This is a genomic window from Flavobacterium sp. LC2016-12 (assembly GCF_015351595.1).
Lineage (GTDB): Bacteria > Bacteroidota > Bacteroidia > Flavobacteriales > Flavobacteriaceae > Flavobacterium.
Window position 1 is genome coordinate 730103 of sequence record NZ_JADKPT010000001.1, and the last position, 13862, is coordinate 743964.

Here is a 13862-nt window from a genome sequence, read left to right on the forward strand (position 1 = left end):
GCCCCTTTGTAACTTTGCCTCTTTGAACCTTTTTTAAAAAGTGACCGAAAGGTCATTTTTAAAACAAAAAAAATTAGAGACTGTTTTCCTCTATTGTTTTTTTGAGGGTTTTGACGATGATTTGCATTTTATCATTGTTGCCTGACATTCTTGAAATTAGGTGACCGCCTTCCATCATGGCGAAAATTACGGTGGCGAACTCTCCGGCGTTCCAGTCTGGTTTAAATTCACCGTTGGCGATGCCTTTTTTGATGCTGCTTTCTAATAATTGCTGATTGTATTTTATGCCCTGATTGATCTTTTCTTTTACAACAGGGTTGGTGTCATCGGCTTCTGTTCCGAAATTCAATAACGGACAGCCTCCGGTTAGGGGCGGATTTACCGCATTGCTGAAAAAATCGATATACGTGAATAGTTCTTCTTTGGCTGTTTTGCTTTGGCTGATTTTAGCCATTAGTTTATCGCCTAATACTTTCATATTATGATCTACGGCGGCGCAGGCCAGAACTTCTTTGTTTTCAAAATGAACGTACATGCTGCCTTTGGACAATTTGGTTGCTTCCATAATATCGCTCATAGAGGTTGCTGCAATCCCTTTTGTGTTAAAGATGGGTGCTGCTTTATCGATGATGAATTGTCTGGTTTCTTCTCCTTTTGCCATGATAGCTTTTATTTTACAGAACAAATATATGACCGATTGGTCATGTAATCTAATTTTTTATGATTTATTTGTGATTGCGTGAAATGTGAACTGTGAAATGGGACACGGATGACGCGGATTTAGGCAGATTTAGGCTGGTAAAAAAAAAGATCGCCACGAATTCACGATTTTTTTTATTACTATGCGCAATCATTCGTGAATTGCTTCGCCTGTTCACTATCGCTCGGGTCGTGGCTATTTAAGCGTATAGAAACTAATCCTTTAAATCTGTGGTAAAAACTTTAATGATCAGAGAGTATAATATTTGTTTTTGGTTTTTTGGATTTGTTCATTACTAACAATAATAGGGGCAAGGTGAGGGCGAAAAATAAGCCGACGAGGAAAAAAGCATCTCTGTAACTTAATAAGGAAGATTGTTTGGTTACGATGTTTTCCATTAGTTTTAAGGCTTTTGCCCTTGCTTCGTTGTAGGCAAAACCTCTGTGTTGGAAATAACTGATGTAGGCGTTTATTCTGTCCATTGCGTTGGCGTTGTCTGGTGTTACGTTTGAAATTAATACGTTTCGGTGTTCAGCATAACGATGCGCGATATACGTGTTGATGATTGAGACACCAAAGGAACCGCCCAATTGTCGCATCATATTGTTGAGGGCTGCGCCTTGTCCAACATCTTTATCGTCAAGTGAAGAGACGGCCAGCATTGTTAGCGGAACGGTTAACAAAGCCAATCCCAAAGCGCGGAAAATAAGCGCGGTTGCGACTTCAAAAGCGCTGGTGTCTAATGATATTCCGGACATTCTCCAATTAAAATAAATGAACAGCAGAAAACCAGTTGCGATAATGAGGACAGGAGAAACACCTTTTTGCAGTAAAGTTCCACAGAGTTTTAGCGCGACCAAAGCAAACAAAGCACCCGGAAGCAAAAGTAATCCCGTTTGATAGGGCGAAAAACTCAAAAGACGCTGTGCCACAACGGGACTGATGTAAATCGAAATAAACATTCCGAAACCGGTAACGAAAGTCAGAATCGCAGCTATACTTAATGATTTGCTTTTCAGTACACGCAGATTCACGACGGGTTTATCGATTTTTAATTCCCAATAAATAAAAGCCAGTAAAGTGACTGTGGCAATGGCGGTTAAAACTACAATATAGCGGGTTTCGAACCAATCTTCGACTTCGCCTCTTTCAAGAACGGTTTGCAAGGCACCAACTCCGATGGCTAATAAGGTAATTCCGGTCCAGTCGACTTTTGAGCTTTCGGGTTTTACGGGTGGTTCTTTTAGTAGAAAATAACACGAAATCGCAACCAGAATTCCAATCGGAATATTAATTAAGAAAATCCACGGCCAGTCGTAATTCTCGGTAATATATCCACCCAGCGTTGGTCCGATCGTTGGTCCGATGAAAATTCCGGCTCCGAATAAAGCGCCGGCGGTAGATTGTTTGTCTTTCGGAAAAAGTTCAAAAACGACAACCTGAGAGATGGACAATAAAGCACCACCACCAATTCCCTGAAGAAATCTAAAAAAGACCAACATCCAGATATTCGACGAATGCCCGCACATAAACGAACAAAACGTAAAAAGAATAATCGATCCGATATAATAATTGCGACGCCCCAAATTGGCGCTCAAAAAGCTCGTAATCGGAATGACAATAACATTGGCAATAGCATAAGCGGTAATGACCCAGGAAGTATCTTCCAGCGTCGCACCCAAATTCCCGCTCATGTGCGAAAGCGCCACATTGACAATAGAAATATCAATAAGCTCCATAATCGCGGCGAGGATTACGGTAAAGATGAGTAATTTTCGTTGTAGAGATGTCATAATAATATTTTTATACCAATCGGTATATTTTTGATTAAAAAAAAGCGTAACTATTTTATAAGCACATTTCAAACCTGAAACCTGAAACTTGAAACCTGAAACAAAAACTTAAAGTTCCTGTTTCACCAAATTCGTCTTAAATAAATTAGAGTACGCAGTCGCAATTAACCTCGTCTGGGCTTCGTTCCAGATTTCGCATTGCGCATTCACGAATTGTCTTCCTTTTTTAATAATCGATGTTCTGGCGATAATGGTATCGCCCACACGCGCCGGAGCAAAATAATCAACATTTAGATTGATGGTGGTATAGAAATTCTGTTCATTCAAAGAAAACATCGTAGCACCAATACAATCGTCCGCAATAGCTGCAATAACACCTCCATGAAGTGATTTAACCGGATTTGACATTTCTTCTCTGACTAAGTATTGAAAAGTAACACTTCCGTCTTCAGCGGCTAATACTATTGGTCGCATCCAAAGCATAAAAGGCGATGGCGAAGCGGTAAATTCTCTGTCGATGTGGTTTTGAAGTACTTGTAAACGTGTCATTTTATTTTAGATTTTAGATTTTAGATTGTTGGATTTTAGATTGTTGGATTGTTGGATTGGAATTGACATTAAATATTTTTTATACCTATCGGTATATTTTATTTGATAAAAAAAGAAATATCCTTGAAATTATTGCTTTATTCTAATTCTTCTATAATTTGAGTTACCGAAAGCATTACAGTGGACAAATCTTTTACATTTCCGGTTACTTTTGCAATCATAACGGCGCCTTCAATCAAAGCAATTATGGTCAAGGCTGTTCTTTCGACATCAATTGATTTGGCTTTGAATTCGCCTTCAAGAATGCCCTGCTCAATGAAATACATTATTTTTTCTTTCCAAAAGAGGATTACTCTTTCTACACTTTTTCGCAGTACAGGATGCGTATCATCTGCTTCTGATGCTGTGTTTAGAATCGGACAGCCGCCTTTTGTGACTCTTAAGTCATAATAATGAGAATACAAGCGTGGGTAAACTAATAATTTATTTTTGAAAGTCTTTTGTTTTTCGATTTCACTTCCAAAAGCATCCTGAAGTTTCTTGATGTTGTATTTAAAAGCAGCAAGGGCAACCTCATCTTTATTCTCAAAATTGCCATAAATACTTCCTTTTGTCAATCCTGTTGCCTCTGTAATATCACTCATAGATGTACCGCTGTAACCCTTTGTATTAAAAAGAGGAGCTGTTTTTTCTATGATAAACTGTTTGGTTCTTTCTGCCTTACTCATGATTTCGTATGATTTACGACTGCAAATATATACCAATCGGTATAATTATTTATAATTTTTGTGAATTATTTTGATAAGCTAGTCAAAAAATGACATCAGAATTTTTAAGTAGATTGTAGGCAAAACATTTGAAAGAAGGGAAATGTAAGTGTAAACAAATGTTGTTTTCTAAAGGTTTATTTTTTTTCGTTTTGCCTTCTAATTTTTCATTTTTTATTTAAATAAAGCATCATAAATAAAATCGATAGTAGTTTTTTATTGTTTTGTTAGTCTGATACATATGTAGTTCTTTATAATGTGATACTTTATGTTATTTTTGAATTTAAAACTTATTAGGTTTGCTTACATATTTATTGTCTTTTACGAAAAATCTCCAGGGCAAAAAAGCGTCTTCCTGTGCGTATGCGACACCTATTCTTGGGGTTGCGGCTATGTCATTTTCTGAATATCGGATGCCGTGGTCTTCAATCCAGATTTCTTCTCCGCCTAAATCTTTTTGATTAAAAGTCTTGTCAATTCCTAAAGCTTTAGCCGCAGAACCGGGACCCGATGAAATAGCGCTTTTAGTGATCGGCATATTGCGTCGTAATTCCATTGTTTCTGTGCCAATCAGGGGCTCAATAGCCCGTATGAGCACAGCATGCGGTTCATTTTTAACGGAAGTTACGATATTGAATAAGTGATGAATGCCATAACATAAGTACACATAGGAGACGCCGCCTTCGCTGTACATGATTTCGGTTCGGTTGGTACGTCGGCCGCCGTAGGCATGGGAGGCTTTGTCTATTTCGCCAAAGTAGGCTTCAGTTTCTACGATTATACCTGCCGTTATTTGGCCTTCGATTTGAGTGAATACCACTTTTCCGAGCAAATCTTTGGCCAGAAAAAGGACGTCTTTATGGAGATAATAGGATAATGGTAACTTCAAAATGACTTAATTTAATACTTTAGTAAATGATTTTTAATTATATGATATTTAGTTTTTTATGATAAAATTAAAACTTGTCTTAGCTTAGTTTTTTTCTAAAATAGCTTTATTTTGGAATTGCATTTTAAGGATTAAAAATAAAGAAGCTCAATTGTTTAATTGAGCTTCTTCATGAAATAAATTTCAAATTTAGTTATTGCGACTAAGATTATATTCAGGAATCAGATTTGTCTCTTTTATCAAAATCTTCATCTGAAAAATTTATAAGATCTTCATCTAAAGCGTCATCAAGAGCATCATCAGGATTTTTGTCGGGTTCGGTTTCTAAGTCTTGTTTTAATCTTTTGTTTCTCTTTTTTTTACTGACAGAATGGATTAACTGTTCTTCCGGGTGAAAATTGCGATCGTCCAGACCGAAATCTTCGTTGATTTCTTTTGGCATAATCTAAAGGTTTTATGGGTATTAATTATTTATTTATCTGAACTGATTTTCTGGTTTCAATGCTTGACTTCTCATTACTTCTCGCCGAGGTTGCTATTATTTTAGTTTTTTTAGCAGAGGTTCTGGAGCTGTTTTCAACGTTGTTTTTCTGATTTGAAATATTCATCTCGTTGTTTTTATAAATTGATACTACAAATCTAAAAAGCATTAGAAACAAAATCTTATACTTTTTGTGTTTTTAATTGTATTATTATCAGAATGTTATATCGTTTTGTTTGTTCTTTAAAGGTACTCTTTTCTCTTTTACGAATGATGCATTTTACAACATTTAATAAATATCAGGTTTCAACTTATAATATGAAACGGAGTTGATTTAGATTTTGTTTTTTTAAAATCTATTACAGCATAACTTTATACTGTTCTTAAAATTAGGGGAGTTTTAAGAATTTGATTTTTGTTTTTTATAAGGTGCTTTTTGAAGTCTTAAATTTAATCAATTTAAAAAATCACATAGTATGGCTGTTCCTAAAGAGTTGTATAATGCAAAATTCGCAGAGTATATAGAATCGCTTAAGATTTTATATTTAGTAGACGACAAGTTTAAAATGATTTGTGATGACTATTGTACCAGCAGGCTGCAAGCGGATAAGTTTAAGAAAAAATTCGAAAAGTACTTTCAGCATAAACTGGAGTGCGAGAATCTGTCAAAAGAATTAGAAGATGAAATATTGATTTATCTCATCAGAAAAGGATAGTGATGGGGTCTTTTATATAAAAATACTGCAATTCCAATTAAATTTTAAAATCTATTACTCTATGAGAAAAATCTATTATAGTAAAAAAAAATCCAATAATAAGACATTATGTTCTTTCCTATTTATTAGAAAAAAGATTTTAATTCTATCCTTTCTATTAGGATCATTTGTTAATCTTCAGGCACAGGATGTGTTACCATTTCCGCCCGTTCCAAGTGCCAGTACGGCCAACGAAACACTTGCAGAAAGTACGCACAAACGAAGAGCGCAGCCCGATCATTTGCCAAAAGATGCACCAAATATTATTATTGTTTTAATGGATGATGTGGGTTTTGGAACACCAGGTACTTTTGGCGGTGGTGTCAATACGCCAACATTGTCAAAAGTATATAGTGAAGGAATTGCTTATAACGAATTCCATACCACTTCTATATGTTCCCCAACCAGAGCAGCCCTACTTACAGGACGTAATCATACCAGAGTCAGCAGCGGAACTATTGCGGAAAGAGCGGTAGACTGGGATGGCTATACCAGAATTATTCCGAAAGAAGCCGCAACAGTTGCCGAGGTTTTAAAGAATTATGGCTATAGTACATCCGCCTTTGGAAAATGGCACAATACGCCAGCCAACCAAACTACCGTTGCCGGACCATTTGATTATTGGCCTGTAAATTATGGTTTTCAACATTTCTACGGTTTCCTTGCGGGAGAAACTTCTCAATACGAACCGCGCTTGGTTGATGATTTCACGCCAGTTGAGCCTCCAAAAACAGAAAATTATCATTTAACAACCGATTTGGCTGATCACGCCATCACCTGGATGAATCAACATAAAGCGTATGCTGCAGATAAACCCTTTTTACTTTATTTCGCCCCTGGAGCTGGTCACGCACCGCACCATATTTTTAAGGAATGGGCAGATAAGTACAAAGGAAAATTTGATGACGGCTGGGATGCATACCGTGAAAAAGTTTTCAAACGTCAAAAAGAATTAGGTTGGATTCCGAAAAGTGCACAACTTACACCACGCGACAAAACTATGGCTTCGTGGGAAAGTATTCCGCAGTCTGAAAGAGCTTTTCAAATCAGAATGATGGAAGTTTTTGCCGGATATGTAGAACACGCCGATCATGAAGTTGGCCGAGTTTTAGATGCGCTTGAAGCAAACGGACAAAAAGAGAATACCATCGTATTTTTTATTTGGGGAGATAATGGATCAAGTGCCGAAGGACAAAACGGCTCTATAAGCGAATTATTAGCGCAAAACGGAGTCTCCAATACTATTGAACAGCAATTAGCGGCTTTAGATAAATTGGGAGGTTTAGATGCTATTGGCGGGCCTTTATTAGAAAACAATTATCATTCTTCCTGGGCTTGGGCTGGAAATACGCCTTTTAAGTTTACAAAACTGGTTGCTTCTCATTTTGGTGGAACTCAAAACGCCATGGTGGTAAGATGGCCAAAAATGATCAAACCAGACAAAACACCACGAAGTCAATTTCATCACATAAATGATATAGTGCCAACGATTTATGATATTTTAAGTATAAAAGCACCAAAAGTGGTAAACGGTTTTGATCAAATGCCAATGGACGGTGTGAGTATGAAATACACTTTTAATGATCCTAAAGCCAAAGAAGTTTCGAAGGTTCAGTTTTTTGATAATAACGGAAGTCGTGGTGTTTATAAAGACGGCTGGTATGCCTGTACTTTCGGACCTTTATTTCCTTGGATTCCGGCTCAAAAAGGTTTAGCGCAATGGGATTCGAGCAAAGATGTTTGGGAACTGTATAATATCAAAGAAGATTTTACGCAATACAATGATTTGGCAGCTAAAAATCCGGAGAAACTGAAAGAACTAAAGGATATTTTCAATAAACAGGCAAAAGACAATAAAGATTATCCTATTGGCGCCGGAATCTGGCTTCGTATTCATCCAGAAGATGTAATCAGATCGCCTTATAATTCATGGGTTTTTGATGAAAATACGAAAAGAATGCCAGAGTTTAGTGCGCCCGGTTTAGGAAAAAAGAGCAATAAAATTGTAATTGATTTGGATGTAAAAGAGAATACGTCCGGTGTTTTATATGCATTGGGAGGAAACGGCGGTGGCGTTACTTTATTTATGGAAAACGGAAAATTAGTATACGAATACAATATGCTGATAATCGAAAGATATACAGTTGAAGCCGATCAAAAAATATCAGCAGGAAAGCATATAATTGAAGTCTTGACAACAATTGCAAAACCCGGAGCTCCAGCAGAAGTAGTTATTACGCTTGACGGAAAAGAATATGCCAAAGGTGAAGTAAAAAGAACAGTTCCAGCGGCATTTACCGCCAGCGAAACTTTTGATGTTGGAGAAGATCTTGGAGGTTCTGTTTCGATGCGATATTATAAAAAAGCGCCATATAAGTTTGAAGGCAAAATCAACAGTGTGAAAGTGAATTTGTTATAGTTTAAAACATAAAGTATGAAAAGAGTACAGCTAAATTTTAAGTATTTTATTTTATTATTTTTAATGATCAGCTTGCCAGCTATGGCGCAAGGAGACGGACCTAGGAATTTATTATGGAGCCCAAAAAACACCTTTGCTTTTCTGCCGAAATGGATGAGTATGAATCAAAATATTACACCGGGAAATGTACTTATTGAAGATGCCGATTTGCATATTAATGCTTTTCCGCTTACGTTGGTTTATAATTTTGGTCTTGCAAATAGATTTGCTCAGGTAATGGTAAATGCCGTTCCAGGTGATGTTTCGGGAAGTTTAACAGCAAGTCAGCCCGGACTTCCGGCACCACATATAAGTTCGTCCGGTTTTGCAGATGGTTTTATAGGTTTTAAACTTGGATTGGTAAATCAGCCTGCTTTGAATGTTATTGAATATAGTCAATATGAGAAAAAGACATTTTCGATGATGTTTTATGGTAGAATATGGTATTCAGGATCATACGATAGTGCAAAACCTCTTAATTTGGGATCAAACAGGTTAACTTTTCAAGTGGGTTTTCCAATTGATATTTGGCTCAGTAAAAATCCGAAAAGACCAACATGGCTGGAAATTTATCCTTCAATTCATATGTACACGGCAAATAATGATCCGACATTTATAACAATGGCTAATAAATCACAACAACATGCTTTGTATTCAATAGAGAATCACTTATCTCATAATTTTACTGATAATTTTTGGTTAAGTGCAGATCTCGGATATCAATATGGAGGTGATCTAGAATTAGACGGTGTGGATCAGGATGATAAACAGAATCTTTTTTCCGGAGGTATTACGGCAGGTTATCAGGTAATGAAAATGTTAGGATTAAATGCAACGTATGGAGGAATAATTGCCGGCGATAACGGTGCGCAATCCAATATGATTAGAATTACTGCTGTTATATCTTATGCTAATTTGAAAAAGTTGCAGAAGCCGGAGTAGTTTTTATTTTAGATTAGAAGAAAGAGGCAAGAGGCAAGAGAAAAGAATATAGAATATAGATTTTTGAGATAAAATGGTTTAGAGTTTAATTTAAAAATGATTAAAATGAAACATGTTTTAATATTGATTTGTATTGGTGCTTTTAGTTTTAATAATCTACAAGCGCAAAAAGTTATTCATCCCAAACATAATAACAACGTCAAAGCTGGAAGCTGGCGTGTTTTAGGGACCGTTCATGCTAAACACACGGCAGATCATGATGCGCTTGCGGTTCCGGGACCACATGATTATTATAGAAAAATAAAGTTTAAAGTGACAGATTCGCCTGTAAACATTCAGCGATTAGTGGTTCGCTACGATGATGGTGCGCCTGAAAACATCAATACCAGAGTAGAAATTCCGAAAGGTGGCGAAAGCAGAGTCATTGATTTACATGGAGGCAAAAGAAAATTAAAATCAATTGAATTTTGGTATGATACTAAAGGTTTTTTAAACGGTAAAGCTGATGTTACAGTGTTTGGAATGAAGTAAATTAAAATTCAATTAGCTATAAAAAATAAAGCTCCTCTATCTAGAGGAGCTTTATTTTTTATAGCTTAAAAGGCTATTGCTTAATAACCTGTGGAATTTTATATTTTCCGCTTAAAACTTCATCTGTTGGCTGGTAAAGTCTTAAAATTAAATAAAAACCACCATCAGGAGCTGGAAGCCAGTTGTTTGTGTTGGTCGGTTTTGCATGCGAAATGGTAACTTCAAAACTACCATCTGCTTTTTTGACAAACCCTTTTATATCATTACTTATTTTGTATCTGTTAAGATCATTTTTAACTAACAGTTTGTTATTGGCGTCGTACATAGTCAATGACCAAAAAGCATTCACAGGAGGTTCTTTATCAAAGGTTATCTTATAAGTGTTTTTACCAGTCAATGCATTGTTTTCGCTATCTGCAAACCGAATAGGGTATAAGGCTTCTTTTTCGCCCTGTCCGCCTAAATAAGGTCCTGCAACAACAGAACGCAAGGCATAATCGTAACCAAAATTATCTAATTTCGTTACCCATTGCCAACCGTTTACTACAGCTGCGGCAGATCGAATAGACGCAATAATGGTTAGTGGTGCTTCAAGAGTAGCATCGTACAAACCTTTTAATTGCTCTTTATTCAGCTTTGAAGGATCAAATTTTCCAGGAGTCAAACCTATTTTTTCAAATTGCCCCACTAAACCTTTATCAACTTCAGAAATTGGATTTTGCGACATTGCAAAGGCTAATTTTTTGTAAAATACTAAACTATCTTTAGTATTAAGTTGTGGAAATGATGGCAAACTATAATTTCCATTTGCCTTACCACCATTAAATTCAGTCTGAGTCTGAAGTTTAAACTGATCCTGTAATTTATGAAGTTCATCAATATTATCTCCGTCTTTAACTGCTAATCGACCCCAAAGCCATACTTTAGGAGTTGTAGCTGTTATTACTTTTGTAACGCCCTTCGGAATTGCTCCTTTCCATCCAGGAGGAACAATAGCGAATTTGCCTGATTTTGTTCCTGTTGTTCTTCTTCCAATATAACTGATAAGATTTTGGTACATATCAAATACGTCTACGACATAATAGCGGTCTTTTGTGTCGGGAGTTATTAAAACCATTGGCTCCTTAAGATCGACAACTGCACTTAAATAAAAAGTATCATTATTTGCTGTTGGCATATCAGCATCTGCCGCAGTTGGGAGAGATCTTGCCCAACCTATTTGGTTTAACGGTGCTCTGTAACTTGTAGCAGGTTTCGGATTCGGAACTTTTACATATTCCCTCATTGTTTCTTCCATTCTTACCGGAGCATATCCCCATTGATAAGCTAATATCCCAATTGTTTTTGCAGCGGCATAATCTCCTAATTTTTGGACTTCATCACTGCCGGCAATTTCAATTACAGGGTCTTTTTTAGATGCAGCTTGCTTTAATAAATCAGTTGAATCAGTTGGTTTTTCTGCGTTTTCTTTTATAATTGAATCATTTTTGTCTTTACAGCCAACCGATAAAATTGAAAACGCGATTGTCATAACTATTGGTGTAAATATTCTTTTTATCGTTCTGATTGTCTTCATCATAGACTTTCTATTTTAAATTACTTTTTAATATAAGATATAGTTGTTTTCCCAATTTTTCCATTAAAAGTAAATGGCGCCTGATCATAATAATCCAGAGAAACCGGAGAATCAATATCAGTACCAATATCAAAAGTAGCGTTTGAAGTAAAGTGTAATGACATCGCTCTTGGAACCTGGCCTTGTGCAACCACTTTATTGTTTACTTTTAAAACAACATTCATGGCACCGCCAATTTTATCTACTAGTTTTGATTCCACTTCAATTTTAGCTTTTCCGGAAGCTATTTTGTCTTTTGATTTAATCTTTGTTCTTTCTACTTCAAATAAATTAAACTCATAATTAAGATAGCCATCTTTCATATAACAAGTTACACCGCCAGAAAAACCAGCCAATGCGTACAAAACTCCATTTGCATTTTCAGGAACTTCGACATCCATGTTTACGGTACTGCTGTTTTTACCCAATTTAGGCGCAGCTGATTCCGGCATTCCCACAATTGGAGATTCAAAATCCCAGCTGTTATAAGGTGGAGCAGGAGCATCTTCAGGATGGTATAAAGCGGTTGACCATAAACCGCCGCCAATTGGCAGGTTTTTGTTTTTAGCCGATTCGGTTAAGAAAAGCGCTTTCATTTCTTCCAATTTTTTTGGCTCTTTTGCTGCCAAATCGGTTGATTGAGACCAATCGGCATCTATATTATACAATTGCCAGGTATCGGTTAAGGGTGTCCAGGATTTAATGCCTTTTGGGATACCGCCAACCCAAGGTTCGCGAGGCCCGCGTGCAGAAGCAAACCACCCATTATTATAAACACCTCTACTGGCCATAATATCAAAAAACTGAGTGTGACGTGTATCTTTCGCGGAAGCGTCATTTAAAGAATAAACCATACTCACGCCATCAATTTCATCTTGGGCAAAACCATTTACAATTTGCGGTGCTTTAATATGCGCTATTTCATAAATCGTAGGAACAATGTCAATTACATGATGAAATTGAGGATGCGGTTTTGTATCATGTTTGATTCCTTTTGGCCACGAAATTGCCATTGGCTGACGTGTTCCTCCAAAATAAGCACCCTGCAATTTTGTTCCCTGATAAGGCGTACTCATTGCCCAGGCCCAGCCAGCGTGAAACATATTGTCCGTTTTTGGTCCACCAAGAACATCTAATCCGCCCAATTTATTTAAGGCATCAATATGTTCTGATATTTTGGTCGGAATACCATTCTGAGCTAATTGCTCGCTAATAGTTCCGTACAATCCTTCTGCTGAAGAACCGTTATCTCCCCAAATATAAATGATGATTGTATTATCTAATTTTCCTTGTTTTTTGATTTCATCAATAACACGTCCTGCATTATAATCAGCATGTTCAGCAAATCCTGCCCAGATTTCCATTAATCGGCGTTGAAAAGGTTTTTCCGTTTCCGGAATTGATTCCCATGAAGCCATCGATTCAGCTCTTGGTGAAAGCAAGGTGTTTTCTGGAATCCAACCTAATTTTTTCTGTCTTGCAAAAACGCGTTCTCTGTATTTATCCCAACCATCATCAAATTTTCCTTTGTATTTGTCTGCCCATTCTTTCATAACATGATGTGGACCATGTGCCGCACCAGGAGCCCAATACATGAAAAAGGGTTTATCCGGAGCATAAGCTTTTTGTTCCTGAAGCCAATGAATAGCATCATCCGCTAAATCTTCAGATAAATGATAATAGTTATGACCGCCCGATGTTTTAGGTGTTTCTACATAAGTTGTGTTTCTTACCAAAGTGGGTTCGTATTGAGAAGCTTCTCCAGCCAAAAATCCATAGAAATATTCAAAACCGTATCCGGTAGGCCAGTAATCAAACGGACCTTTGGAAGTAATTAATTCTTCGGGTGTATTATGCCATTTTCCAAAAGCAGAAGTATTGTAACCGTAATCCTTTAAAACTTCAGCCATTGTTGCTGAGTTTTTCGGAATAGTTCCGCTAAAACCATCAAAATCATTGGCTATAGCCGCAATTTGCCCGTTTCCGACTCTCGTATGATTTCGCCCGGTAAGCAGAGAGGCTCTTGTTGGTGAACACATTGCCGTAGAGTGAAATCTATTATAAGAAACACCCTGATTGGCAACACTGGCTAAAACCGGAGTATTAATCTCTCCCCCATAAGCAGAAGGTGCTCCATAACCGGCATCATCAATCAAAATAATTAAAATATTCGGAGCGTCTTTGGCTAAATGTTTGGGTTCTTCCCTTTTTTTATAGAAAGAGGTTTCTATAGTTACTCCGGCTTGTGAAGCTGATGGAGCAGGAGGGAATGGAAGTACATCTTGTGCACAAATTGTTCCTGTTCCTGATAATAAAACTAACAATAATAATCGGGATTGAATTGATTTCATATTACAGTGGTTTATAAAATGGATTGTTATA

Annotated in this window: 12 protein-coding genes; 4 read left to right on the forward strand and 8 right to left on the reverse strand. The window is 36.8% G+C overall.

Going from position 1 to position 13862, the window contains the following annotated elements; all coding sequences use genetic code 11:
* Positions 1–73 precede the first annotated feature (73 nt).
* From IRZ99_RS03060 to IRZ99_RS03085, 6 genes are all read right to left on the reverse strand, one after another.
* Positions 74–661 (reverse strand): TetR/AcrR family transcriptional regulator, encoded by a 588-nt coding sequence (locus tag IRZ99_RS03060; RefSeq protein ID WP_194655861.1) that lies wholly within the window; start codon positions 659–661, stop codon positions 74–76.
* A gap of 281 nt (positions 662–942) precedes the next feature.
* Positions 943–2493 (reverse strand): DHA2 family efflux MFS transporter permease subunit, encoded by a 1551-nt coding sequence (locus IRZ99_RS03065; RefSeq protein ID WP_194655862.1) that lies wholly within the window; start codon positions 2491–2493, stop codon positions 943–945.
* 108 nt (positions 2494–2601) lie between these two features.
* The gene (locus IRZ99_RS03070) at positions 2602–3042 is read right to left on the reverse strand and encodes a PaaI family thioesterase (protein ID WP_194655863.1); all 441 of its coding nucleotides are present in this window, start codon (positions 3040–3042) and stop codon (positions 2602–2604) included.
* 137 nt (positions 3043–3179) lie between these two features.
* Positions 3180–3770, reverse strand: coding sequence for a TetR/AcrR family transcriptional regulator (locus IRZ99_RS03075; protein WP_194655864.1), 591 nt, complete (start codon positions 3768–3770; stop codon positions 3180–3182).
* A gap of 322 nt (positions 3771–4092) precedes the next feature.
* Entirely contained in the window at positions 4093–4698 is a 606-nt protein-coding gene (locus IRZ99_RS03080; RefSeq protein ID WP_194655865.1) for a DNA-3-methyladenine glycosylase, read from the reverse strand.
* 214 nt (positions 4699–4912) lie between these two features.
* Positions 4913–5140 (reverse strand): hypothetical protein, encoded by a 228-nt coding sequence (locus tag IRZ99_RS03085; protein ID WP_194655866.1) that lies wholly within the window; start codon positions 5138–5140, stop codon positions 4913–4915.
* A gap of 515 nt (positions 5141–5655) precedes the next feature.
* On the opposite strand from IRZ99_RS03085, the gene IRZ99_RS03090 reads away from it, so the two are divergent.
* The 4 genes from IRZ99_RS03090 to IRZ99_RS03105 all read left to right on the forward strand — a co-directional run bounded on the left by IRZ99_RS03090 (position 5656) and on the right by IRZ99_RS03105 (position 9865).
* On the forward strand, positions 5656–5895 hold the full coding sequence (locus tag IRZ99_RS03090; RefSeq protein WP_194655867.1) for a hypothetical protein: 240 nt from the start codon (positions 5656–5658) through the stop codon (positions 5893–5895).
* 61 nt (positions 5896–5956) lie between these two features.
* A complete protein-coding gene (locus IRZ99_RS03095; protein ID WP_194655868.1) occupies positions 5957–8353 on the forward strand; it encodes an arylsulfatase in 2397 nt (798 codons plus the stop codon).
* 15 nt (positions 8354–8368) lie between these two features.
* Positions 8369–9334 carry a transporter gene (locus IRZ99_RS03100; RefSeq protein ID WP_194655869.1) on the forward strand — a complete coding sequence of 322 codons (966 nt, stop codon included), beginning with the start codon at positions 8369–8371 and terminating at the stop codon, positions 9332–9334.
* A gap of 105 nt (positions 9335–9439) precedes the next feature.
* On the forward strand, positions 9440–9865 hold the full coding sequence (locus IRZ99_RS03105; RefSeq protein ID WP_194655870.1) for a hypothetical protein: 426 nt from the start codon (positions 9440–9442) through the stop codon (positions 9863–9865).
* A gap of 73 nt (positions 9866–9938) precedes the next feature.
* On the opposite strand, the gene IRZ99_RS03110 is transcribed toward IRZ99_RS03105, so the two are convergent.
* On the reverse strand, positions 9939–11444 hold the full coding sequence (locus tag IRZ99_RS03110) for a DUF1254 domain-containing protein (protein WP_194655871.1): 1506 nt from the start codon (positions 11442–11444) through the stop codon (positions 9939–9941).
* A gap of 17 nt (positions 11445–11461) precedes the next feature.
* Positions 11462–13831 (reverse strand): arylsulfatase, encoded by a 2370-nt coding sequence (locus IRZ99_RS03115; RefSeq protein WP_194655872.1) that lies wholly within the window; start codon positions 13829–13831, stop codon positions 11462–11464.
* Positions 13832–13862: the final 31 nt, after the last annotated feature.

Excerpts from the sequence above, each read along its gene's own strand:
- IRZ99_RS03110 (WP_194655871.1), bottom strand. The coding sequence starts at position 11,444 with ATGATGAAGACAATCAGAACGATAAAAAGAATATTTACACCAATAGTT.
- IRZ99_RS03060 (WP_194655861.1), bottom strand. The coding sequence starts at position 661 with ATGGCAAAAGGAGAAGAAACCAGACAATTCATCATCGATAAAGCAGCA.
- IRZ99_RS03095 (WP_194655868.1), top strand. The coding sequence starts at position 5,957 with ATGAGAAAAATCTATTATAGTAAAAAAAAATCCAATAATAAGACATTA.
- IRZ99_RS03105 (WP_194655870.1), top strand. The coding sequence starts at position 9,440 with ATGAAACATGTTTTAATATTGATTTGTATTGGTGCTTTTAGTTTTAAT.
- IRZ99_RS03070 (WP_194655863.1), bottom strand. The coding sequence starts at position 3,042 with ATGACACGTTTACAAGTACTTCAAAACCACATCGACAGAGAATTTACC.
- IRZ99_RS03085 (WP_194655866.1), bottom strand. The coding sequence starts at position 5,140 with ATGCCAAAAGAAATCAACGAAGATTTCGGTCTGGACGATCGCAATTTT.
- IRZ99_RS03115 (WP_194655872.1), bottom strand. The coding sequence starts at position 13,831 with ATGAAATCAATTCAATCCCGATTATTATTGTTAGTTTTATTATCAGGA.
- IRZ99_RS03075 (WP_194655864.1), bottom strand. The coding sequence starts at position 3,770 with ATGAGTAAGGCAGAAAGAACCAAACAGTTTATCATAGAAAAAACAGCT.
- IRZ99_RS03090 (WP_194655867.1), top strand. The coding sequence starts at position 5,656 with ATGGCTGTTCCTAAAGAGTTGTATAATGCAAAATTCGCAGAGTATATA.
- IRZ99_RS03100 (WP_194655869.1), top strand. The coding sequence starts at position 8,369 with ATGAAAAGAGTACAGCTAAATTTTAAGTATTTTATTTTATTATTTTTA.
- IRZ99_RS03065 (WP_194655862.1), bottom strand. The coding sequence starts at position 2,493 with ATGACATCTCTACAACGAAAATTACTCATCTTTACCGTAATCCTCGCC.